The 24,479-nt window shown below is 57.8% G+C and carries 18 protein-coding genes and 1 pseudogene; 8 read left to right on the top strand and 11 right to left on the bottom strand.

All coding sequences use genetic code 11. The annotated features are described in order from the left end of the window. Window positions 1-99 precede the first annotated feature (99 nt). From lptD to apaH, 6 genes and pseudogenes are all read left to right on the top strand, one after another. Window positions 100-2,460 carry an LPS assembly protein LptD gene (gene lptD / locus C2E15_RS04175; RefSeq protein WP_245912347.1) on the top strand — a complete coding sequence of 787 codons (2,361 nt, stop codon included), beginning with the start codon at window positions 100-102 and terminating at the stop codon, window positions 2,458-2,460. 54 nt (window positions 2,461-2,514) lie between these two features. Next, window positions 2,515-3,810: a peptidylprolyl isomerase SurA gene (surA, locus tag C2E15_RS04170; protein ID WP_104956249.1), complete on the top strand. Its 1,296-nt coding sequence runs from the start codon at window positions 2,515-2,517 to the stop codon at window positions 3,808-3,810. Further along, on the top strand, window positions 3,800-4,789 hold the full coding sequence (gene pdxA, locus C2E15_RS04165) for a 4-hydroxythreonine-4-phosphate dehydrogenase PdxA (protein ID WP_104956248.1): 990 nt from the start codon (window positions 3,800-3,802) through the stop codon (window positions 4,787-4,789). The genes surA and pdxA overlap by 11 nt, the downstream gene beginning before the upstream one ends. Continuing rightward, complete coding sequence (rsmA, locus tag C2E15_RS04160) at window positions 4,786-5,607, top strand: 16S rRNA (adenine(1518)-N(6)/adenine(1519)-N(6))-dimethyltransferase RsmA (RefSeq protein ID WP_104956247.1); 822 nt, start codon at window positions 4,786-4,788, stop codon at window positions 5,605-5,607. The genes pdxA and rsmA overlap by 4 nt, the downstream gene beginning before the upstream one ends. Window positions 5,608-5,610: 3 nt before the next feature. Next, window positions 5,611-5,987, top strand: a pseudogene (gene apaG, locus C2E15_RS04155) (Co2+/Mg2+ efflux protein ApaG). Window positions 5,988-6,040: 53 nt separating this feature from the next. Beyond that, the gene (gene apaH, locus C2E15_RS04150) at window positions 6,041-6,904 is read left to right on the top strand and encodes a bis(5'-nucleosyl)-tetraphosphatase (symmetrical) ApaH (RefSeq protein ID WP_104956246.1); all 864 of its coding nucleotides are present in this window, start codon (window positions 6,041-6,043) and stop codon (window positions 6,902-6,904) included. A 33-nt stretch (window positions 6,905-6,937) separates the two neighbouring features. On the opposite strand, the gene C2E15_RS04145 is transcribed toward apaH, so the two are convergent. Both C2E15_RS04145 and folA read right to left on the bottom strand, forming a co-directional pair. Continuing rightward, window positions 6,938-8,821: a PhoX family protein gene (locus C2E15_RS04145; protein ID WP_104956245.1), complete on the bottom strand. Its 1,884-nt coding sequence runs from the start codon at window positions 8,819-8,821 to the stop codon at window positions 6,938-6,940. 102 nt (window positions 8,822-8,923) lie between these two features. Then, the gene (gene folA, locus C2E15_RS04140) at window positions 8,924-9,403 is read right to left on the bottom strand and encodes a type 3 dihydrofolate reductase (RefSeq protein WP_104959075.1); all 480 of its coding nucleotides are present in this window, start codon (window positions 9,401-9,403) and stop codon (window positions 8,924-8,926) included. Between the two features lie 908 nt (window positions 9,404-10,311). On the opposite strand from folA, the gene C2E15_RS04130 reads away from it, so the two are divergent. Continuing rightward, window positions 10,312-10,830, top strand: a complete 519-nt coding sequence (locus C2E15_RS04130; protein ID WP_167391829.1) for a bactofilin family protein — start codon at window positions 10,312-10,314, stop codon at window positions 10,828-10,830. 96 nt (window positions 10,831-10,926) lie between these two features. Here C2E15_RS04130 and C2E15_RS04125 read toward each other — a convergent pair whose 3' ends face one another. From C2E15_RS04125 to ribF, 9 genes are all read right to left on the bottom strand, one after another. Further along, window positions 10,927-12,075 (bottom strand): porin, encoded by a 1,149-nt coding sequence (locus tag C2E15_RS04125; protein ID WP_128603525.1) that lies wholly within the window; start codon window positions 12,073-12,075, stop codon window positions 10,927-10,929. A gap of 145 nt (window positions 12,076-12,220) precedes the next feature. After that, window positions 12,221-15,448: a carbamoyl-phosphate synthase large subunit gene (gene carB / locus C2E15_RS04120; RefSeq protein ID WP_104956242.1), complete on the bottom strand. Its 3,228-nt coding sequence runs from the start codon at window positions 15,446-15,448 to the stop codon at window positions 12,221-12,223. Between the two features lie 26 nt (window positions 15,449-15,474). After that, entirely contained in the window at window positions 15,475-16,620 is a 1,146-nt protein-coding gene (gene carA / locus C2E15_RS04115; protein ID WP_104956241.1) for a glutamine-hydrolyzing carbamoyl-phosphate synthase small subunit, read from the bottom strand. A 465-nt stretch (window positions 16,621-17,085) separates the two neighbouring features. Beyond that, a complete protein-coding gene (gene dapB, locus C2E15_RS04110; RefSeq protein ID WP_104956240.1) occupies window positions 17,086-17,907 on the bottom strand; it encodes a 4-hydroxy-tetrahydrodipicolinate reductase in 822 nt (273 codons plus the stop codon). Between the two features lie 236 nt (window positions 17,908-18,143). Further along, a complete protein-coding gene (gene ispH, locus C2E15_RS04105) occupies window positions 18,144-19,097 on the bottom strand; it encodes a 4-hydroxy-3-methylbut-2-enyl diphosphate reductase (protein ID WP_104956239.1) in 954 nt (317 codons plus the stop codon). Then, window positions 19,094-19,549, bottom strand: a complete 456-nt coding sequence (gene fkpB, locus C2E15_RS04100) for an FKBP-type peptidyl-prolyl cis-trans isomerase (RefSeq protein WP_104956238.1) — start codon at window positions 19,547-19,549, stop codon at window positions 19,094-19,096. Before fkpB ends, ispH begins: the two co-directional genes overlap by 4 nt. Further along, entirely contained in the window at window positions 19,546-20,058 is a 513-nt protein-coding gene (lspA, locus tag C2E15_RS04095; RefSeq protein ID WP_104956237.1) for a signal peptidase II, read from the bottom strand. Before lspA ends, fkpB begins: the two co-directional genes overlap by 4 nt. After that, window positions 20,058-22,874 carry an isoleucine--tRNA ligase gene (ileS, locus tag C2E15_RS04090; protein WP_104956236.1) on the bottom strand — a complete coding sequence of 939 codons (2,817 nt, stop codon included), beginning with the start codon at window positions 22,872-22,874 and terminating at the stop codon, window positions 20,058-20,060. Before ileS ends, lspA begins: the two co-directional genes overlap by 1 nt. A 27-nt stretch (window positions 22,875-22,901) precedes the next feature. Continuing rightward, on the bottom strand, window positions 22,902-23,840 hold the full coding sequence (ribF, locus tag C2E15_RS04085; RefSeq protein WP_104956235.1) for a bifunctional riboflavin kinase/FAD synthetase: 939 nt from the start codon (window positions 23,838-23,840) through the stop codon (window positions 22,902-22,904). Between the two features lie 317 nt (window positions 23,841-24,157). Between ribF and rpsT the strand changes: the two genes are divergently transcribed. Then, entirely contained in the window at window positions 24,158-24,421 is a 264-nt protein-coding gene (gene rpsT / locus C2E15_RS04075; protein ID WP_038628374.1) for a 30S ribosomal protein S20, read from the top strand. Window positions 24,422-24,479: the final 58 nt, after the last annotated feature.

Below are 24,479 nucleotides of genomic sequence, written 5' to 3'. Positions count from 1 at the left end.
CAGGCAAGGATTAACACTGGCGCAACGCAGTGCAGTACGTTAGTCTCTGACCGTTTTGTCGGCATGATGCCAGTAATTACGGAATTCTCGATACCGCGTATGAAAAAACGTATACCCACACTGCTGGCCACGATGATTGGCGCAGCGCTTTATAGTCAGCACTCCCTCGCCGACGATCTGATGTCGCAGTGTATGCTGGGCGTACCAAGTTATAACCGTCCCCTGGTACAGGGCGACGCGAATCAACTGCCGGTAACGATACATTCTGATAACGCCAGGGGTAACTACCCTGACGACGCGGTATTTACCGGCAAAGTCGATATTCAGCAGGGCAACAGCCGTCTGCGTTCTGACGAAGTGCAGCTGCACCAGCGTCAGCAGCCGGGCCAGACCACGCCGGTTCGCACCGTCGATGCGCTGGGTAATGTGCATTACGACGACAATCAGGTCATCCTGAAAGGTCCGAAAGCCTGGTCAAACCTCAATACCAAAGATACCAACGTCTGGAACGGCGACTATCAGATGGTGGGACGCCAGGGCCGCGGCACCGCCGATCAGATGAAGCTGCGCGGCGACAACCGCTACACCATTCTGGAAAACGGCACCTTTACCTCCTGTCTGCCGGGCAGCAATAGCTGGAGCGTGGTCGGTTCGCAGGTCATCCAGGATCGTGAAGAGCAGGTGGCGGAGATCTGGAACGCGCGCTTTAAGCTCGGCCCGGTGCCAGTTTTCTACAGCCCCTACCTGCAGCTGCCGATCGGCGATCGCCGCCGTTCCGGTTTCCTGATCCCGAATGCGAAATACAGTAATAATGACGGCTTCCAGTTCGCGCTGCCCTACTACTGGAACATCGCGCCGCAGATGGATGCCACCATTACGCCGAACTATCTCAGCAAGCGCGGGCTGCAGTGGCAGAATGAGTTCCGCTATCTGACTCAGGCGGGCACCGGCCTGGTGGAGTTCGACTACCTGCCGAGCGACGACGAATACAAGCGAGACGAAGCGGCGCGCAACTCCAACGACGGCGACTCCAACCGCTGGCTCTTCTTCTGGCGTCACTCCGGCGTTTACCAGCAGCACTGGCGTTTCAGCGCTGACTACACCAAAGTCAGCGATCCTTACTATTTCCAGGATCTCGACTCGAAGTACTACTCCACCACCGACGGCTACGCTTCGCAGAAGTTCAGCGTCGGCTATGCGGATACTAACTGGGACGCCACGCTCTCCAGCAAAGACTTCCAGGTGTTCGACACCAACCGCTCCCGGAACATTTACCGCGCGCAGCCGCAGTTCGATTTTAACTACTATAAAAACGATATCGGGCCGTTCGATACGCGCCTCTATGCGCAGGCGGTGCAGTTTACCAATGTGAACGACGATCTGCCGGATGCGGTGCGCCTGCACCTTGAACCGACGATCAACCTGCCGCTGGCCAACGACTGGGGCAGCCTGAACACCGAAGCGAAACTGCTGGCGACCCACTACCAGCAGAGCGATGTCGATTATTACAACGCACAGCCAAATAATGCGAATAACCAGCTGAAAGAAGATGTGAACCGCGTTATGCCGCAGTTTAAAGTCGATGGCCGCATGGTGTTCGACCGCGATATGAACTGGGCGCAGGGCTACACCCAGACGCTGGAGCCGCGTGTACAGTATCTCTATATTCCGTACCGCGATCAGAGCCATATCCAGGCGTATGACTCCACGCTGCTGCAAACCGACTACACCGGCCTGTTCCGCGATCGCACTTACAGCGGTCTGGATCGCATTGCCTCCGCCAACCAGGTGGCGAGCGGTCTGACGACGCGTATTTATGATAACGATCTGGTTGAACGTTTTAACCTGTCCGTAGGTCAAATCTACTCGTTTACCCCGTCGCGCACCGGGCTGAACAACACCAGCGATGAAGATGACACCGGCAGCCTGATTTGGGCCGGCGACACTTACTGGCGCGTTAGCGATCGCTGGGGCGTCCGCGGCGGCGTGCAGTATGATACGCGTCTGGATAACGTTGCGCAGGGCAATGCGGTGCTGGAATACCGCCGCGACGCCGACCGCATGGTGCAGCTGAACTACCGTTACAGCAGCCCGGAATATGTGGCCAGCGCGCTGAACCGCAACATTACCAACAACCCGATTTACGAGAACGGTATTTCGCAGGTCGGTATGACAGCCAGCTGGCCCATCGCTGACTCCTGGGCGGTCGTAGGCGCTTACTACTACGATACCAAGGAAAAACAGCCTGCCGATCAGCTGGTCGGGTTGCAATATAGCTCCTGCTGTTACGCTATCCGCGTGGGTTATGAGCGCAAAATCAACGGCTGGGAAAACGACAACAGCAAGTATGAAAACCAAATCTCATTCAACATTGAGTTGCGTGGCCTGAGCCCGAACTATGGGCTGGGCAGCAACCAAATGCTACGTCAGGGCATTATGCCTTACCAGCGCGCTTTCTGATGTTGTAATGTTTGACAGGCAAACCCGCAGTGCGGAAAGAAAAATGGAAAACGTATGAAGAACTGGAGAATGCTGATACTGGGTGTGGCGCTGGCCGCCAATACCGCGATCGCAGCCCCGCAGGTAGTTGATAAAGTTGCCGCCGTGGTCAACAACGGCGTCGTTCTGGAAAGTGACGTTGACGGCATGATGCACTCGGTAAAAGCGCAGGCGCAGCAGGCTGGACAGCAGCTGCCCGATGACCGCACGCTGCGCCATCAGATCGTCGAACGTCTGGTGATGGATAACATCATTCTGCAGATGGGCAAACAGATGGGCGTGCAGATCAGCGATCAGCAGCTGGATCAGGCTATTGCCAATATCGCCGCGCAGAACCGCATGTCGCTGGATCAGATGCGCAGCCGTCTGGCCTACGATGGCGTGAACTACAACGCCTATCGTGAGCAGATCCGCAAAGAGATGCAGATCGCCGAAGTGCGCAACAACGAAGTGCGTCGCCGTGTCACCATCCTGCCGCAGGAAGTGGACACGCTGGCAAAACAGGTTTCCGCGCAAAACAGCCAGGGCACCGAGCTGAATATCAGCCACATCCTGCTGCCGCTGCCGGAAAACCCGACGCAACAGCAGGTTGACGATCAGGAGAAGCTGGCGAAGCAGCTGATGGGCGAACTGAACAGCGGTGCCGATTTCGGTAAGCTGGCGGTCACCTACTCCGCCGACTCCCAGGCGCTACAGGGCGGCAACATGGGCTGGGGCAAAATTGAAGAGCTGCCGACGCTGTTCGCGCAGGCGCTCAGCACCGCGAAAAAAGGCGATATCGTCGGCCCAATCCGCTCCGGCGTCGGCTTTCATATCCTGAAAGTGAATGACCTGCGCGGCGAGAGCCAGAATATCTCCGTTACCGAAGTGCATGCACGTCATATTCTGCTGAAACCGTCGCCGATCCTGACCGACGATCAGGCGCGCCAGAAACTGCAACAGATCGCCGAAGAGATCAAAAGCGGTAAAACCAGCTTCGCCGCGGCGGCGAAACAGTTCTCCGACGATCCGGGTTCCGCCAACCAGGGTGGCGATCTGGGCTGGAGTTCTCCGGAAATCTACGATCCGGCCTTCCGCGATGCGCTGCTGCGCCTGAGCAAAGGCGAAACCAGCCAGCCAGTGCATTCCTCTTTCGGCTGGCATCTGATCCAGCTGCTGGACACGCGCAAGGTTGATAAAACCGATGCGGCGCAGAAAGAGCGCGCCTATCGTCTGCTGTTCAACCGCAAGTTTGCGGAAGAAGCGCAAACCTGGATGCAGGAACAGCGCGCCAGCGCCTACGTAAAAATCCTGGACGCCAATGCTCAGTAAGGCTCGCGTGGTCATCACTCCCGGCGAACCCGCCGGGATTGGTCCCGATGTCGCCCTTCAGCTGGCGCAGCGCGACTGGCCGGTAGAACTGGTGGTCTGCGCTTCGCCGCAGCTGCTCGCCGATCGCGCGCGGCAGCTGGGCCTGCCCCTCGCACTGCGGGACTATCAGCCCGACGCGCCGGCGCAGCCGCAGCGCGCCGGTACCCTGACCGTGCTGCCGGTCGCGCTGGCCGCGCCCGTGGTTGCCGGCGAGCTGGACGTTGCCAACAGCCGCTACGTGCTGGAGACGCTTGCCCGCGCCTGCGACGGCTGCCTGAACGGCGAATTCGCCGCGCTGATCACCGGCCCGGTGCATAAAGGTGTCATTAATGATGCCGGCATCGCCTTCAGCGGCCATACGGAGTTTTTTGCTGAGCGCGCCGCCTGCGATCGCGTGGTGATGATGCTGGCGACCGAAACGCTGCGCGTGGCGCTGGCCACCACGCATCTGCCGCTAAAAGCGGTCCCGGACGCCATCACCAAAGCCAGCCTGCATGAAGTGATTGGCATTCTGCATCAGGATCTCCAGCGCAAGTTTGGCATCGCCCAACCGCATATTCTGGTGTGCGGGCTGAATCCCCATGCCGGCGAAGGCGGACATATGGGCCGCGAAGAGATCGATACCATCATTCCGGCGCTGGAGACGTTACGCCAGCGGGGCATGCATCTCACCGGCCCGCTGCCGGCGGATACGCTGTTCCAGCCGAAATACCTGCAGCATGCCGACGCCGTGCTGGCGATGTATCACGATCAGGGCCTGCCGGTGTTAAAATACCAGGGCTTTGGCCGCGCGGTGAATATCACCCTTGGCCTGCCTTTTATCCGTACCTCCGTTGACCACGGCACCGCGCTTGAACTGGCCGGTCAGGGCAACGCCGATGCGGGAAGCTTTATTACGGCGCTTAATCTCGCCATCACTATGATCAAAGAAGTCCAATGAATAATCGCGTCCACCAGGGTCATTTCGCCCGCAAACGTTTTGGGCAGAACTTCCTTAACGACACCTATATCATCGAAAGCATCGTTACGGCTATCCATCCGCAACCCGGCGAGGCGATGGTAGAGATTGGTCCCGGCCTTGGCGCCCTGACCGAGCCGGTTGGCGATCGCCTTGATGCGCTGACCGTTATCGAACTGGATCGCGATCTGGCCGCGCGCCTGCAAACGCATCCGTTCCTCGGCCCGAAGCTGACGATTTACCAGCAGGACGCCATGACCTTCGATTTCTCCAGCCTCGCGGCGGAGAAAGGCCAGCCGCTGCGCGTGTTCGGCAACCTGCCCTACAATATCTCTACGCCATTGATGTTCCATCTTTTCAGCTATACTGATGCGATCAAAGATATGCACTTTATGCTGCAAAAAGAGGTGGTCAACCGTCTGGTTGCCGGCCCGAACAGCAAAGCCTATGGCCGCTTAAGCGTGATGGCGCAGTACTACTGCCAGGTGATCCCGGTGCTGGAAGTGCCGCCGGAATCCTTTACGCCGGCGCCGAAAGTCGATTCTGCCGTGGTGCGTCTGGTGCCGCATAAAACGCGTCCGCATCCGGTTGATGATATTCGCGTGCTGAGCCGCATCACCACCGAAGCCTTCGGCAAGCGCCGCAAAACGCTGCGCAACAGCCTGGGCCACCTGTTCAGCGCCGAAGTCATGGAAAGCCTCGGCGTTGACGGCAGCCTGCGCGCGGAGAACATCACCGTCGCTCAATATTGTCAGTTAGCGAACTGGTTAACTGCGCACCCTGAGTCGCAGGAGAGTTAAGGCATGAACGAATCGCCCCGTGTATGTGTTCAGGTACAGAGTTTTTACGTCGAATCACAGTCATCCCCCGATGAAGAGCGCTACGTGTTCGCCTATACCATTACCATCCGCAACCTGGGGCGTGACAACGTGCAACTGCTAAGCCGCTACTGGCTGATCACCAACGGCAACGGCCGCGAAACCGAAGTTCAGGGCGACGGCGTGATCGGCGAACAGCCGCTTATCCCTCCGGCGACGAGTATCAGTATACCAGCGGCGCGGTGCTGGAAACCCCGATGGGCACCATGCAGGGACACTATGTGATGGTCGACGATCGGGGCGAACAGTTCCATGTCGATATTCCCGTGTTCCGGCTTGCCGTTCCCTCGCGCATTCACTGATGAGAAACCCGGCTGCGGCCGGGTTTGCCGTTTCTTATCCAGGTAACGATTCCATGAGTACATATCTGATTGGCGACATTCACGGCTGCTACGATGAGCTGCAGTCTCTGTTGCAGCAGGTCGATTTTGACGCTGAAAAAGACACGCTGTGGCTGACCGGCGATCTGGTCGCGCGCGGCCCCGGCTCGCTGGAGGTACTGCGCTTTGTCCGTTCGCTGGGCAGTGCGGTACGCCTGGTGCTGGGCAATCACGATCTGCATCTGCTGGCGGTTTACGCCGGCATCAGCCGCAACAAGCCGAAGGATCGTATCACGCCACTGCTGGAGGCGCCCGACGCCGACGAGCTGATCAACTGGCTGCGCCGCCAGCCGCTGCTGCAGGTGGATGATGAGAAAAAACTGGCGATGGCGCATGCGGGTATTACGCCACAGTGGGATATCGAAACCGCGAAAATGTGCGCGCGGGAAGTCGAGGCGGTGTTGTCCAGCGACAGCTATCCGCTGTTCCTGAACGCCATGTACGGCGATATGCCGAACAACTGGTCGCCGGAGCTGACTGGCCTGGCGCGTCTGCGCTTTAGCACTAACGCGCTGACGCGCATGCGCTACTGCTTCCCGAACGGGCAGCTGGATATGATCTGCAAAGATGCGCCCGGTTCGGCGCCGCCGCCGCTGAAGCCATGGTTCGCCATTGAAAGTCCGGTGGCGCGTGACTACACCATTATTTTCGGTCACTGGGCTTCGCTGGAAGGCAAGGGCACGCCGGAAGGCATTATCGGCCTTGATACCGGCTGCTGCTGGGGTGGAACGCTGACCATGCTGCGCTGGGAAGATCGCCAGCTGTTTATTCAGCCCTCTAACCGTCAGCAGGGCGTCGAAGCCGACGCCGCCGCGTCTACGGCGCTACGCGCCGACTAATCCGCCGGGCCTCCCGGCCCGGCGTAGCCCTCTTCAGGCGCCCAGCACGCCGCCATCTTCGCGGGTGATCATCATCACCGACGATCGTGGCCGCGGGCTGTTACCAGGAAAGTGCGAATCCCCCTCCTCTCCCGGATGCTGTACGTTGACGAACAGCGTTTTGTAGTCCGGCGTAAAGGTAATACCGGTCAGCTCGCACGATTTCGGCCCCACCATAAAACGACGAATTTCGCCGCTCTCCGGATCGCCGACCAGCATCTGATTATTGCCCTGTCCCTGGTAGTCGCCCTCGTTGCTGTATTTGCCGTCGGTTAAAATCCACAGCCGTCCGGCGCCGTCGAAGCCCAGGCCATCAGGGCTGTTAAAGGTATTTTCCGCCGTAATATTGGGGGTGCCGCGCTGTACGCCCTGCGGATGAGCGATAGGGTTGCCGCACAGCACGAAGATATCCCAGCTGAACTGCTGCGCCGTGGCGTCGCCGCGTTCATCCCAGCGGATGATCTGGCCATAAATATTATCGGGACGCGGGTTGGCAGCATCCACCGGCATCTTCTCGTTGCCGCGCTTGTTGTTGTTGGTCAGGGTGCAGTAGGCGCGTCCGTCATGCGGGTTGACGGCGATCCACTCCGGGCGATCCATACGCGTCGCCTTGACCACATCCGCCGCTGCGCGGGCATTAATCAGGATCGCCGCCTGATCCGCAAAGCCGTTTTCCGCCGTCAGGCCGTTTTGCCCGTGAACCAGCGCCAGCCAGCGCCCTGTCCCCTTCAGCGGCGTGCCGTTTTTATCCCCTTCAAACACCGCCACATAGAGCGTGCCTTCATCCAGCAGGGCGCGATTCGCCGTCGGGTTGGCGTGATCAACCTTGCCGCGCGACACATATTTATAGATATATTCGCCGCGCTCGTCGTCGCCCATATAGACCACCAGCTCGCCGCTTTTCGCTACCGTGACCGCCGCGTTCTCATGCTTGAAGCGACCCAGCGCGGTGCGCTTGATCGGCACCGACGTCGGATCGAGTGGATCGATCTCCACAATCCAGCCGTGCCGGTTAAATTCGTTCGGGTTTTTCGCCACGTCGAAGCGCTCGTCAAAATCGGACCAGTTGCGCTCCGGCTCGCTGGCCTTCAGCGTATAGCGTTTCTGATGGGCATCCGGCGTGAAGCCGGCCACTTTGGTGCCGAAATAGGTATCGAAGTTCTCTTCGCAGGTCAGGTAGGTGCCCCACGGTGTTTTACCGTTGGCGCAGTTACCAAAGGTGCCCAGCACCGTTTTGCCTTCGGGATCGGCGGCGGTTTGCAGCGCCGCGTTGCCCGCTGCCGGGCCGGAAAAATGCATCAGCGTATTGGCGGTGATGCGGCGGTTGTAGCGTGAAGGACGCACCACATGCCAGCGGTTGCCTTCGCCGCGCGCCACTTCCACCACGGAAACGCCGTGCGCGGCCTGCGATTTTTTGACATCTTCCGCGCTGATGGCTTTGCTGCCACCGTGCGCGAACAGATACTGTTCGTTGACGTACTCATTGTTAATCGCCATCACGCCGCGATTATCATCAATGGCGAAAAAGCTCATGCCGTCATTATTGTCGCCGAACTGCTTTTCCTGATCGGCCGCGCTGTTATTGCCCTGCGGGTCGAAAGCGGGCGCGCCATCCACCAGCGGCTCGCCCCAGGAGATCAGCACCTCCGCCCGGTAGCCGGGTGCGATGGCGATCTCATCGGCGGTCGAGGCGGGAATGCCGGTAAAGCCGAGCAGCGGGCTGTTGGCCGGTGCGGAGGTGACCTGCGCCAAAGCGGGCAGGCTGACGCCGCCGCCGAGAAAACCTGCGAGCCCCAACGCGCCGCTGCCGGCCAGCAGTTTACGACGCGTCGGATTGGGCAGCGAATCGCTGTTAAGCGCAAGAATTTTATCGGTCATTTTGCATTGCTTCCTTTATGGTTTCCCAGAGTGGAAGCAATGCTAGAGGTCAAAAATGACAGCCATGTTACAACTGGCTAACAGCAGCGCAAAGAGGGGCGATTAGCGGCGATCGAGGATTTCAAAGCAGTAGCTGTGGGAGTTTTTCTCGTCGGCGTCGTGGAATTCGCTGAAGACCGACTGCCACTCGTCCGGCTCATAATCGGGAAAATGCGTGTCGCCTTCCACTTCAGCGTCGATATGCGTCAGGTAGAGACGATCGGCGCGATCCAGCATCTGCTCATAGATGCGTCCGCCGCCGATCACCATCACTTCTTCCGCATCGCCCGCCGCCGCCAGCGCCTCTTCCAGCGAGCTGACCCAGGTGACGCCTTCCACCTGCGCGGGCTGGCTGCTGACCACGATATTCTGCCGTCCCGGCAGCGGGCGGCCAATCGATTCCCAGGTCAGTCGGCCCATAATGACCGGCTTATTCAGCGTATTACGTTTAAACCAGGCTAAGTCCGCAGGCAGATCCCACGGCATAGCGTTTTCCATCCCAATAACGCGATCGGCTGCTAAAGCCGCTATCAGGCTTATCATCATAGGTTCTCTACAGGGTGTAAAATTGGCGCCATCATACGGAAAGGCGAAACTTTCGTCGATAGGCGGATGAAGGGTTTTACGTAAAGGTTGTAAAGGCGATTTTACCGCCGCCCCGTGCGCCGTCGCCCTGCCCCGTTTCCTCCGGATACGGTACGTTCACAGGCGCTTCGCGCCTTCCTGAAAGGGCGCGAGAGGCACGGAGCCAACAGGCGCCCCGCCGTGGGCGCCGCTTTCTTTAACTCTCCTCCACGTTACCGCCCGGGCGGCGCGGATGCAGACAGCAGCATAATAACGTTAATCCGGTTTATAGATTAAAAAATGATATTATTTTTTATATTAATAATGTGCTTGTTATATTTATGGGAATTATATATTCCAGGTTTATTTTAAAACACACCTCTCCCTCCAGGCTCGCTCGCAAAAACGGAAAAGCATACTTGATTATTTTTCAAATAACGATAACGTTACGCGCTGAATAACAGTGAAAGGGATTTTCGATTGCGTCAGAAAATAACTGATCTTCTGCTTTATCCGCCTTACCGATAAAACGCAGAAATAAAGCCATTAATACCGTTTTAAGTAACGATGAGTATGACTCCACCCGCGCCTTAATAAATGCCAGCGATGGCGATGCGCTGTCTGCAACGGGGCAGCGGCTGGCCGTGCTGCCGCTAATGCCCGCCGGATAACAGGGCAGCGCGGGCACCGGGCTGGATGATGTGTAACAGCATAAGGACTTCAGGAAAGCCAATATGGACAGGCGATATCTTTTTTTTAATAGCGGGCTCGGCTTTTGGTCTCTGGCCCTGGTGGCCAGCTTTTACTCATTCAGATGGACATGGCTATTTGGCTTGCTGGCGGTAGCATCATTTCTTTTTTATGTACTGCAATGGAAGGTAGCGATAATGTTTAAGAAACCCGGTAAATCTACAGATATAGCGGCCGAAAAAAAGAGCGCCTCGTCGGCCACGGCGGTTGAAAAAAATCGCCCGCCCTCAGAGGAGAAAGTCAGCAATACCGTTATTGCGCGCGACGTCTGTTTTAAAGGCAATATTACTGCCGCGGGTCAGGTGTATGTGTATGGCGAAATAGAGGGCAATATCAGCGCCAGCGACGCACTGGTAAAAGTCATGCGCGGCGGGCGGGTGCAGGGCGATATCAGCTGTCATGAATTGCTTATCGATGGCAATATTCAGGGTGAATGCAAAGCGGAATCAATTGAAATCGGCGAGCATGCGCATGTTCATGGCACGCTTAATTATGCCGTGCTGGCGGTGAAAAAAGGCGGCGTGTTTATCGGCCATGCCGAAGCCACCCGGCAGCCGGAGCATGCCGCCAATGTGATTGGCATCGCTCCTGCCTCTGCGGTTGCCGGTAAGGCGTTGCCCAAAACGCTGGAAAAAAGCCAGCTCGGCCACGCCTGATCGGAAGGCTGGCAGCTTGCGTCAAAAAAAAGCCTGAACGCAATATATGCCGTTCAGGCTTTACTCCGCTGTCGGCGCAATGCCGAATGGCGCTTATCAGAAATCGTAACGCAGACGCACCAGGTTCATATCGCCGAGATCGTCGGTGCTGGAGGTGAAGACGTGTTCATAATCGATACGGAAGCCGTAATCGAGCTGTAACGTCACGCCAACGCCGTTGTCGATGCGCTGGTAATCACGGCCGCTGGTATATTCCAGACGGTCGCCCATTACGTAAGGCTGCACCGATTTCACCGCATAGCGCTGCACCGGAATGCTGTAGCCAACGAAATACTCAACGCCCCAGGCTTCATTCGCAAAGTAGTTATCAACGTTGCGTTTCTTGCTTGGCGAGAAGTTCTGGTACCAGCCGCCGCCCAATGCCAGCGTCCAGTTGTCCGGCTTCCAGCTCAGCGATGAACCGATGATATTCTGGTCGTAGCCTTTGCTGTCGCCGTTGCCCGGATTGCGCATTTCAGCACGGGTGTAGTTCCATGCGGTGCCCCAGGTCAGGTCTGGCGTCAGATGGTAATCCACGCCCAGCGAGCCGCCGCCCTGACGCTTGTAGCGCAGGCCGTTGCCCGGCAGGAATTCGGTATCTTCCAGCAGCCAGGAGGCGTAGAGATCGGCATCGCCGAAGCGGTTTTTATACTTCAGCTGTTTACGCGCGCGGTAAGTGCCGTCGTAATCGCCGTTAATGCCGATGTTCGACGCCTGGGCCAGCATATCGTAGTCCCAGATATCCGTTTTGGCGCCCACAACATCATAGTAAACGCTGTTCTGCTGACCAAAGGTCAGCTGGCCCCAACGCTGGCTTTTAAAGCCGGTATAGAGCTGGCGGCGTGAGGTATCGTGCGCGCCTTCGGCGTAGTGGTGATCCCAGTCGAACAGCGCCGGAATATTCACGCCCAGCTCATAGTAGCCCAGCCAGCTGACATCTTCAGTCAGGTAATATTCCGCGCCGAAGCGAAAGCGCGTGCCGCCGTCAAAACCGTTGCGCTTATAGGAGCCGCGGTCGCCGTCGCCGGTGATATTGTTAAACTGCGGGCGGATGCTGCCGCCCACCGCAAACTTCAGGCGGCTCAGCGCATCGTCCGGCTGCGCAGCCTGTTTGATCAGGGTAATTTCCGCCTGGCTGGCGAAAGGCAGTGCGGCCAACAGGCCAACACTGCAAGAGTATGCAATAACGCGCTTAGAAAAATTCATTTTTATCCTTAAACATCCTGACAGACCCGGCGCGATAAGGCCCGTTACCTTCTCGCCAGTCAGAGTCCGCGTCCTTTATGGCGACGTAAATCGCACCCATAAAAAAACGGCTCCCGGGAGAGCCGTTATCGGTTAAATCAGCCACTTATTTAGCATTAATTTGCGCGTGCATTTCCTGAACCGAAATCACCTTCTCCGTCGGGTCGGCATTGAGCGCCATCGCGGTAGCGAAACCGCCGTTCAGCGTGGTGTCGTAATGCACTTTATACTGCAGCGCGCTGCGGCGGATCACGCGTGAATCCTCAATCGCCTGGCGTCCGGCGGTGGTGTTGACGATGTAGCTGTACTCACCGTTTTTCAGACGATCCTGAATATGCGGACGGCCTTCATGCACCTTGTTCACCAGGCGCGGGTTAATACCGGCCTCGCCCAGCACCACCGCCGTGCCGTGCGTTGCATCCAGCTCGAAGCCGAACTTCAGCAGCTTGGCCGCCAGGTCGACGATACGTTTTTTATCGCCTTCGCGCACCGACAGCAGCGCGCGGCCCTGCTTCTTCATGGTGGACTGCGCGCCCAGCATCGCTTTGGCGAACGCCTCGGCGAAGGTGCGACCGACGCCCATCACTTCACCCGTTGAGCGCATTTCCGGCCCGAGGATCGGGTCGACGCCCGGGAACTTGTTGAACGGCAGCACCACCTCTTTCACCGAGTAATACGGCGGGATCACTTCTTTAGTGACGCCCTGCTCCGCCAGCGTTTTGCCCGCCATGACGCGCGCGGCCACTTTCGCCAGCGGCACGCCGGTCGCTTTGGAGACGAAAGGCACGGTACGCGCGGCGCGCGGGTTAACCTCAATCAGGTAGACCTCGTTGTCCTTCACCGCAAACTGCACGTTCATCAGGCCGCGTACGCAGAGTTCAAATGCCAGTTTTTCCACCTGCTGACGCATCACGTTCTGGATATCCTGGCTCAGCGTATAGGCAGGCAGCGAGCAGGCGGAGTCGCCGGAATGCACACCAGCCTGTTCGATATGCTCCATGATGCCACCGATCAGCACGCGCTCGCCGTCGCAAATTGCGTCGACATCCACTTCCACCGCGTCATCCAGGAAGCGGTCCAGCAGCACGGGCGCATCGTTGGAAACGGAAACGGCGGTCTGGAAGTAGCGCTTCAGATCCTGCTCGTCGTAGACGATTTCCATCGCGCGGCCGCCCAGCACATAGGAAGGACGCACCACCAGCGGATAGCCGATTTCCGCCGCTTTCTGCACCGCCTGTTCCAGTGCCGTTACCGTGGCGTTAGCCGGCTGTTTCAGGCCGAGGCGATCAACCGCCTGCTGGAAACGCTCGCGGTCTTCCGCGCGGTCGATGGCATCCGGGCTGGTGCCGATAACCGGTACGCCCGCTGCTTCCAGCGCGCGCGCCAGTTTCAGCGGGGTCTGTCCGCCGTACTGCACGATAACCCCTTTCGGCTGTTCGATACGGACAATTTCCAGCACATCTTCCAGCGTTACCGGCTCGAAGTAGAGACGATCGGAGGTGTCATAGTCGGTGGAGACGGTCTCCGGGTTACAGTTGACCATAATGGTCTCGTAACCATCTTCACGCAGCGCCAGCGCGGCGTGAACACAGCAGTAGTCGAATTCGATGCCCTGGCCGATACGGTTCGGTCCGCCGCCCAGCACCATGATTTTATCGCGATCCTGGTTTGGATTCGCTTCGCACTCCTCCTCATAGGTGGAGTACATATAAGCGGTGTCGGTCGCGAACTCCGCAGCGCAGGTGTCGACGCGCTTGTAAACCGGGTGCAGGTTGTACTGCTGGCGCAGCTTGCGCACTTCCGCCTCGCTGACGCCGGCGAGCTGTGCCAGACGCGCATCGGCAAAGCCTTTGCGTTTCAGCGTGCGCAGGAAGTCCGCGCTGAGGCCATTTACGCCTTCCTGCGCGACACGCTCTTCCAGGCGCACCAGCTCTTCAATCTGCACCAGGAACCAGCGGTCAATATTGGTCAGGTTGAACACGCCATCGACCGACAGACCGGCGCGGAAAGCGTCGGCCACGTACCAGATACGCTCGGCGCCTGCGTCTTTCAGCTCGCGGCGAATACGGGTCAGCGCATCGGCGTCATCCAGATGCACTTTCGGATCGAAGCCGTTCGCGCCGACTTCCAGCCCGCGCAGCGCTTTCTGCATCGATTCCTGCAGCGTGCGGCCAATTGCCATCACTTCGCCCACCGATTTCATCTGGGTGGTCAGGCGATCGTTGGCGCCGGCGAATTTTTCGAAGTTAAAGCGCGGAATTTTCGTGACCACATAGTCGATTGACGGCTCGAACGACGCCGGAGTCAGGCCGCCGGTGATATCGTTCATCAGCTCATCCAGCGTATAGCCCACCGCCAGCTTTGCCGCGACTTTAGCAATCGGGAAGCCGGTAGCTTTCGACGCCAGCGCGGAGGAGCGCGACACGCGCGGGTTCATTTCGATAATGATCAGGCGGCCGTTTTTCGGGTTCACCGCAAACTGTACGTTGGATCCGCCGGTTTCGACGCCGATTTCACGCAGCACCGCCATCGAGGCGTTACGCATGATCTGATACTCTTTGTCGGTCAGCGTCTGCGCCGGCGCAACGGTGATGGAGTCGCCGGTATGGATGCCCATTGGGTCGAAGTTTTCAATCGAGCAGACGATGATGCAGTTGTCATTCTTATCGCGCACCACCTCCATCTCATACTCTTTCCAGCCGATCAGCGATTCATCAATCAGTAGCTCGTTAGTCGGCGACAGATCCAGGCCGCGCTCGCAGATCTCTTCAAACTCTTCGCGGTTGTAGGCGATGCCGCCGCCGGTGCCGCCCATGGTAAAGGAAGGCCGGATGATGCAGGGGAAGCCGACATCTTCAGCGACTTTCAGCGCCTCTTCCATATTGTGCGCAATGCCGGAGCGGGCAGTTTCCAGGCCGATTTTCTTCATCGCCTTATCGAAACGCTGACGGTCTTCCGCTTTATCAATTGCGTCGGCGGTAGCGCCGATCATCGTTACGCCGAATTCCGCCAGCACGCCCTGACGCTCCAGCTCCAGCGCGCAGTTCAGCGCCGTCTGGCCGCCCATGGTGGGCAACACCGCATCCGGGCGCTCTTTTTCAATGATTTTGCGCACCACTTCCCAGTGGATCGGCTCAATATAAGTGGCATCCGCCATCTCCGGGTCGGTCATGATGGTGGCCGGGTTGGAGTTGACCAGAATGACGCGGTAGCCCTCTTCGCGCAGCGCTTTACACGCCTGCGCGCCAGAGTAGTCAAACTCGCACGCCTGGCCGATAACGATCGGACCGGCGCCCAGAATCAGGATGGATTTTATGTCGGTACGTTTTGGCATGGTTACTCTTCCTCTCCTGAAATGGATTACTGGCCGGCGCGGGCCGCTTCAATCAGTTCGATAAAGTGGTCGAACAGCGGGGCCGCATCGTGCGGGCCTGGGCTTGCTTCAGGGTGTCCCTGGAAGCTAAACGCCGGTTTATCTGTGCGGTGAATGCCCTGCACCGTCTGGTCAAACAGGGAAACGTGTGTCACGCGCAGGGAAGCGGGCAGATCCTGTTGATCCACGGCGAAACCATGGTTCTGCGCGGTAATCATCACGGTATCGTTATCGAGATCTTTCACCGGATGGTTGCCGCCGTGGTGGCCCAGTTTCATCTTCACCGTTTTCGCGCCGCTGGCCAGCGCCAGCAGCTGATGGCCCAGACAGATGCCGAACACCGGGATGTCGGTTTCAAGGAAACGCTGAATGGCGCGGATGGCGTAATCGCACGGCTCCGGGTCGCCAGGGCCGTTCGACAGGAAGATGCCGTCCGGGTTGAGCTTCAGCACCTCTTCCGCCGGGGTTTGTGCCGGCACTACCGTCAGGCGGCAGCCGCGATCGACCAGCATCCGCAGGATATTGCGCTTTACGCCGTAGTCATACGCCACCACATGGTAAGGCAGCTCGGCTTCCTTTTTCGCCGCCGGCAGCTCGCTGTCCAGCGTCCAGCTGCCCTGCAGCCAGCTGTAGCTTTCGCGCGTACAGACTTCTTTCGCCAGATCCATGCCCTTCAGGCCCGGGAACGCCTGCGCTTTTTGCAGCGCCAGCTGCGCATCCGGCGCGTCGCCGGCGATAATGCAGCCGTTCTGCGCCCCTTTTTCACGCAGCAGGCGCGTCAGCTTACGGGTATCGATATCGGCGATGGCAACAATGTTATTGCGCTGCAGGTAGGCCGAGAGGCCTTCTTCGCTGCGGTAGTTGCTGGCAATCAGCGGCAGGTCGCGAATGACCAGGCCCTGCGCATGTACCTGAGAGGATTCTTCATCAGCGGTATTGGCGCCGACGTTGCCGATATGGGGATAAGTGAGAGTGACAATCTGGCGGGAATAGGAGGGATCTGTGAGGATTTCTTGATAACCGGTCATTGAAGTATTGAAAACTACCTCTCCCACCGCCGAACCCGTCGCCCCAATGGCCCGACCGTGAAATTGGGTTCCGTCTTCCAGAACCAAAATCGCTGACTTATTCAAAACGTCCTCCAGGGAATAAACAGTCATAATATTTGAATATTAATTCATAACGCATGGCTGAATCAATGCAAAAACCGCCTGACCGGTCGATTTTTGGCAAATTGCGCGCATTCTAATGATCGACCTGGATATTGTCTACCCTGAAGGGCACTTTTTATTGCTTTTTTAGCTCACCTGCATAAAACACTCAGGATTAGCCTTAAAAAGAGCGCACTTCCCGGTGAGAAAACCGATTGCATCGCATTTTATATGGTAAAAGTGACGCAGCGAGGCAAAAAAGTGGACCAAATGGTCAAAATTAACTTAAGCGAGGGTGTAAAATCACAGAATTAATCACATTATGGCCATCTGATAAGAAATAACACTCAAGATTGCCTTTTTAAGGAAATAAAAAAATGGCGAAAAAAATCACCCTTTAAATCATCAAGTTATAGAGATATTTAAAATAATCCCCTTCACTATTTTTTAAATATTCTCTAATTCAAGCACATCTCGCATATCATAAAGGCCTTGTTTATCGCCACTTACCCATATTGCAGCACGCACAGCGCCTTTTGCGAAAGTCATACGGCTGGAGGCCTTATGGGTTATCTCAATGCGCTCGCCCACGTCGGCAAACATCGCGGTATGCTCTCCCACAATATCGCCAGCGCGTACGGTAGCGAAACCGATCGTCTGCTGCGCGCGCTCGCCGGTATGCCCTTCCCGGGCATACACCGCGTGCTGCTTCAGATCCCAGTTCATGGCGTCGGCAATCGCTTCACCCATCGCCAGCGCGGTGCCGGACGGCGCATCCACTTTATGGCGGTGGTGCGCCTCAATGATTTCGATATCGGCGTAGTCGCCCATCACCTTCGCGGTTTTCTCCAGCAGCTTCAGCATCAAGTTCACCCCGACGCTGAAGTTCGCGGCAAACACAATGCCGATCGTCTGCGCGGCCTGTTGGATTGCCGCTTTGCCCGCCTCGTCGAAACCGGTGGTGCCGATGATCATGTTCTTTTTATGCTGCTGACAAAAGGCCAGATACGCCAGCGTTGCTTCCGGGCGCGTAAAGTCGATCAGAATATCGAAATCATTGACTACCGCATCCAGGCTATCGCTGACTGGCACGCCGATCGCGCCGATGCCCGCCAGTTCGCCCGCATCGCTGCCGACCAGAGAAGAGCCCTTACGCGCCAGCGCCGCGCCAAGCGAAACGCCCTCCGCTTGCTGAACGGCCTGGATTAACTGTCGGCCCATGCGTCCGGGGGCACCAACAATCGCTATACGGCATTGTGTTTTCGTCATCGCTGTTATCTCAATTCAGGTTTCGCTTACTTAGCCAAACAGGGTAATCTTCGACGAAGGACTCTGCCAGCACTGCGCGGCGATAATAAGTATTTTGCGCCAGCGTTCCGACGTTATTAGCGAGCGAAATCAACCGGCACGGCGATCGTCAGAAGCGACAGTATGGAGAGGAAGGAGAAGAAGGGCAGAACGCTATAAGAAGGCCCGGAAGGCGATGCCTGTCCGGGCCTGAAGGATTACTCGACCTGACGCGCCTCAAGGCGCAGCTCTTTCGGCACTTCGAAAACGATGTTTTCTTCGCGGCCGCTTAGCTCAATCACATCTTGTCCGCCAAACTGACGCAGACGCTGGATCACTTCCTGCACCAGAATATCGGGCGCGGAGGCGCCGGCGGTAACGCCGACGCAGCTAATGCCGGTCAGCCAGCTTTCCTGAATGTCTTCTGCGGAATCGATCAGCTGCGCGCGCTTGCCGGCGCGCTGTGCCAGCTCAGCCAGACGGTTGGAGTTAGAGGAGTTTTTCGACCCCACCACCAGCACCACATCCGCTTCAGCGGCCAGGCTGCGCACCGCTTCCTGACGGTTAGTGGTGGCGTAGCAGATATCATCCTTGCGCGGCCCGACAATCTGCGGGAAGCGCTGACGCAGCGCATCGATAACGGCTGATGTATCGTCCACCGACAGCGTGGTTTGCGTCATAAAGCACAGGTTATTTTCATTTTTCACCTGCAGCGTAAAGACATCCTCCGGCGACTCCACCAGATACATGCCGCCCGCCGGGTTGCTGTACTGGCCCATGGTGCCCTCCACTTCCGGATGGCCGGCGTGGCCGATCAGGATCGCTTCGGTGCCCTTGCGGCTGGCGCGCGCGACTTCCATATGCACTTTGGTCACCAGCGGACAGGTGGCGTCGAACAGCATTGTCAGCTGACGCGCTTTCGCTTCCGCGCGTACCGCCTGTGAAACGCCGTGCGCCGAGAAAATCAGGATTGCGCCGTCCGGCACCTCCGCGATCTCCTCGATAAAAATGGCGCCGCGTTCGCGCAGGCTATTCACCACGTAGCGGTTATGCACCACTTCATGACGCACATAGATCGGCGCACCATACATCTCCAGCGCACGTTCCACGATACTGATGGCACGATCGACGCCGGCGCAAAAGCCGCGCGGATTTGCTAACAGGATTTTCATGCGTCACTCTCCAGCGCCGGATCGATCTCCAGCACCTCGATATCGAAGTGAACGGTGCGACCGGCTAACGGATGGTTAAAATCAACGGTAATCGAATCACCGGCGATCTCACGGATAACGCCTGGCATCTCGCTGCCGTCCATGCCGGTAAACAGCATAATGGCGCCCACCTCCGGCTCGCCCGTCTGGATAAAGTCGCGCCGCGAGAAATATTGAATCAGATCGGGGCTGACGCTGCCGAACGCCGCTTCCGGCTCCAGCGTAAACGCTTTTTTCTCGCCGACGTGCAGTCCTGTCAGCGCCGTTTCCAGCGCGTCGGAGAGACTGCCGTCGCCAAGACGAAACAGCGCCGGTTTGCCGTTGGCGCGCGTTGATTCCGCCGTCGAACCATCTTCCAGTTTTAAGGTGAAGTGCAGCAGCACCGCGCTATCGCGCTGTACGGAGTCGGTCATGCCTTGCCCTTTTGCTTCGCCTGTTTGCCGGAAGGGGTGAAAAAGCCCTCCAGCACGATCAGCGCGGCGCCGACGCAGATACCGCAGTCAGCGATATTGAAGGTGGCGAAATGCCACCCGCCAATATAGAAGTCGATAAAATCGACCACAAAGCCGTGCCAGGCGCGATCAAACAGGTTGCCCAGCGCACCGCCGATAATCAGCGCGTAGGCGATATTGTTAAGTTTCTGGCTGGCTGCGGTGCGGTACATCATCACCAGCAGCGCCACCGCGATAGCAATGGCGATGCCGGCAAAGAACCAGCGCTGCCAGCCGCCCTTATCCGCGAGGAAGCTAAACGCCGCCCCGTAGTTATGGGCATAAAACAGATTGAAAAACGGCATTATCGGCATCGTTTCGTGCAGCGCCAGGTGATTCATCACCCATTGCTTACTGGCGAAATCGATGGCGATAACCACCAGCACCAGCCAAAGCCAGCGCAGTCCGGTTGCAGAAAGTGATTTACGCATCAGGCAAACTTACGCTCTTCGCCGTCGCCGGCAACGTTAGTGACGCAGCGTCCGCAGATATCCGGGTGCGCGGCGTCCAGGCCAATATCGGTAGTGTAATGCCAGCAGCGCGGGCATTTCTCCCCTTCCGCTTTATGCAGCGCGATTTTCAGACCTTTTAACGTCTCGCTCTGCTGCGCCTCTTCCGGCGCCAGCGCATAGTCCGCCACCTGCGCCCCGGAGGTCAGCAACACAAAGCGCAGCTCGTTGCCCAGCGCGGTCAGCTTCTCGGCCAGCGCGGCGTCGGCGTAAAGCGTTACCGTCGCTTCCAGCGAGCCGCCAATGCGCTTGTCGCTGCGCGCCTGCTCGATCACCTTGTTGACTTCGCCGCGCACTTTCAGCAGCTCAGCCCAGTAGCTGTCGTTCAGCGATTCATCTTCCGCCAGGCCGAACAGGCCGTCGTACCACTCTTCGGTGAAGACATACTGCGCGCGTTTGCCCGGCAGGTAGCCCCAGATTTCGTCGGCGGTAAAGGACATGATCGGCGCCATCCAGCGCACCAGCGCCTCGGAGATGTACCAGAGCGCGCTCTGGCAGCTGCGGCGCGCCACGCTGTCGCTTTTCGCGGTGTACTGACGATCTTTGATGATGTCGAGGTAGAACGACCCCATCTCCACCGAGCAGAACTGCATCAGGCGCTGCACCACTTCATGGAAATCATAGTTGTCGTAAGAGTTGATGATGTCTGCCTGCGCCGCCTGCGCGCGACCCACCGCCCAGCGATCCAGCACCACCATCTCTTCCGGCTTCAGCAGATCGGTTTCCGGATTAAAGCCGTTCAGGTTGGCCAGCAGGAAACGCGCGGTGTTGCGGATACGACGATAGGCGTCGGCAGAGCGCTTCAGGATCTCGTCCGAGACGGCCATTTCGCCGGAGTAATCGGTCGAGGCGACCCACAGACGCAGAATATCCGCGCCCAGCTTGTTCATCACATCCTGCGGGCTAACGGTGTTGCCCAGCGATTTGGACATCTTGCGGCCCTGACCATCGACGGTGAAGCCGTGGGTCAGCACCTGACGATAAGGCGCTTTGCCTTTCATCGCCGTGGAGATCATCAGCGAGGACATAAACCAGCCGCGATGCTGATCCGATCCTTCCAGATACATGTCAGCGCTGTGGCCGCGGAATTCCGGGCGCACGTCGACGACCGACGCGTGCGTCGATCCGGAATCGAACCAGACGTCCAGCGTATCCGGCACCTTGCGATAGTGATCGGCGTCGTCGCCCATCAGCTCGCGCGCATCAAGATCCCACCATGCCTGAATGCCATCCTGCTCAACGCGCTGCGCCACTTTTTCCATCAGCGCCAGCGTATCCGGATGCAGCTGTTCGGTTTCATTATGCACGAACAGCGCCATCGGCACGCCCCAGGTGCGCTGGCGAGAGATACACCAGTCAGGGCGGTTTTCTACCATCGACTCGATGCGCGCCTGGCCCCAGTCCGGGATCCACTGCACGCCTTTGATCTCTTTCAGCGACTGCGCACGCAGCCCTTTCTGATCCATGCTGACGAACCACTGCGGCGTTGCGCGGAAGATGATCGGCGTTTTATGGCGCCAGCAGTGCGGATAGCTGTGGTGCAGCTTCTCAACATGCAGCAGCGCCCCTTTGTTGCGCAGCAGCTCAACGATCATATCGTTGGCTTTAAAGACGTTTACGCCATCCAGCTCCGGATAGGTGCCCGGCAGATAGCAGCCGTCCGGGCCGACCGGGTTGGCGGTCTCCAGACCATATTTCTGACCGATCACATAGTCATCCGGGCCGTGGCCCGGCGCCGTATGCACCGCGCCGGTACCGGCGTCCAGCGTAACGTGTTCGCCCAGCACCACAGGCACGTCAAAGGCGAGGAACGGATGCTGGAAGCGCATCAGCTCCAGCGTCGCGCCGGTAGTGCTGCCCAGCACCGTCCATTCGCTAACGCCGGCGCGCTTCATCACGCTTTCCACCAGGTCTTTCGCCAGGATAAGCGCACGGCCCTCGATCTGTACCAGCTGGTATTCAAATTCAGGATGCAGAGAGATGGCGCGGTTGGCCGGCATGGTCCACGGCGTGGTGGTCCAGATAACCAGCGAGATCGGGCCCTGCACGCTGCTGGCGCCGAATTTCGCGGCGACCGCGGCGGCGTCGGTGGCATTGAACATCACGTCGATAGAGGGCGACGTTTTATCATAGTATTCCACTTCCGCTTCCGCCAGCGCGGAACGGCAGTCGAGGCACCAATGCACCGGCTTCGCCCCTTTGTGCAGATGGCCGTTGCCGATGATTTTCGCCAGCGCGCGGATGATGTTGGCTTCCGTCTGGAAGTTCATCGTCAGATAGGGGCGTTCCCAGTCGCCCAGCACGCCGAGACGAATAAAGTCGCTCTTCTGGCCGGCGACCTGCTCAGCGGCATATTTACGGCAGGCTTCGCGGAATTCGGCAGCGCTGACTTTTTCGCCCGGCTTACCGATCATCTGCTCGACCTTATGCTCGATAGGCAGGCCATGACAGTCCCAGCCCGGCACGTATGGCGAATCGAAGCCCGACAGCCCCTTGGACTTGATAATAATATCTTTCAGAATCTTATTGACTGAGTGACCAATGTGAATGCTGCCGTTCGCATAGGGAGGGCCATCGTGCAGAATAAAGGTTTTTTTCCCTTTTTTGGCTTCGCGGATGATGCCGTACAGATTGTCATCATACCAGCGTTGCAGCATACCCGGTTCGCGTTTGGCGAGATCGCCACGCATCGGGAACCCCGTTTCCGGCAAATTCAGGGTAGATTTATAGTCACTCATCAGATTCTCGATTCCGTGTTTCGGTAGTTACACCGGTGTTTTAAGCCCGAAAAATTCGCGGGCCGTCACCACATCTTTAGCAATTTGCTCTTTAAGCGCATCCAGAGAAGGAAAGCGCTGCTCGTTACGTATTTTTTGGCGCAGCACCACGTCGATATGGCGTCCATACATGTTCATCGCCACATCCAGCAGGTGTACCTCCAGCTGCTGACGCAGACCGGCGACGGTCGGCCGCGTGCCGATGTTCGCGACGCCAGGCAGGGGATGTTCGCTTAAGCCATGCACTTCTACGGCATAGACGCCTTTTACCGGCGATACGATGCGCCGCAGCAGAATATTGGCCGTAGGGAAACCGATGGTGCGGCCCAGCGCATCGCCATGCACCACGCGCCCCGACAGGGCAAACGGGTGACCCAGCAGCGCCTCGGCCAGCGTCAGATTATCGTCCGCCAGCGCCTGGCGAATCGCCGTGCTGCTGATGCGTTTACCGCCTTCGCTGAAGGTTTGGGTACTGATGACGTCAAAGCCATACTCGACGCCCGCCTTCTGTAATAACAGGAAATCCCCTTCGCGACCAGCGCCGAAACGGAAATCATCACCAACGGCGAGAAACTGTACGCCCAGCTTATCGACCAGCAGATCGTTCACGAAGCTCTGTGCGCTGACCGCGGCGAAACGCCGGTCGAAGCGCACGCACAGCACGGCGTCCACGCCCTCCTGCGCCAGGTATTTCAGTTTATCACGCAGACGCGTCAGGCGCGCCGGCGCTTTATCAGCCGCGAACAGCTCAAGCGGCTGCGGCTCGAACAGCATGACCATCACGGGCAGGCCGCGACGCTGCCCCTCTTCGCACAGGCGAGCCAGCAGCGCCTGATGGCCGCGATGCACGCCATCGAAATTGCCGATAGTCAGCACACAGCCGCGATGCTGCGTCCGGAGATTGTGAATGCCGCGTATAAACTTCATGGCTGACTCAAGTTGGTGGAAATCAGCGGATTATACCTTGTACAACCGCCAAGGTTAACCCGTTGCAGCGCCTTTCCGTCGTTCTGGCGACGATTTCCTTGCCGCAGAGCCTGAGCGCCGGGGTCAGTGCTTTTTTTCTTGCGAAATACTGTATTCAGGGAAGGGAAACTGGTAGAATCTTGCGCCATCAATTACGTAACCGGGCGTTGTTTGTAAAACGGCGCTTATTTGCACAAATCCATTGACAAAATAAGGCGTAAAAGGCATAGTCCTCGGCCTTTGATTTGTCCGTATAGAACATATTTGGGAGTTGGACCTTGGCTAATATCAAATCAGCTAAGAAACGCGCCGTAACATCTGAGAAACGTCGCAAGCATAACGCAAGCCGTCGTTCCATGATGCGTACTTTCATCAAGAAAGTATACGCAGCAGTTGAAGCTGGCGACAAAGAAGCTGCACAGAAAGCATTTAACGAAATGCAACCGATCGTGGACCGTCAGGCTGCTAAAGGTCTGATCCACAAGAACAAAGCTGCACGTCATAAAGCAAACCTGACTGCACAGATCAACAAACTGGCTTAATCGCCACTTGTTAATCAGCTTTGAAAGAACCGGCCTTCAGGCCGGTTTTTTTTTGCCT

Source organism: Mixta gaviniae, assembly GCF_002953195.1.
GTDB classification, from domain to species: Bacteria; Pseudomonadota; Gammaproteobacteria; order Enterobacterales; family Enterobacteriaceae; genus Mixta; species Mixta gaviniae.
Note: the sequence above shows the minus strand (reverse complement) of the source record. Positions and strands in the feature narration are given on the sequence as shown.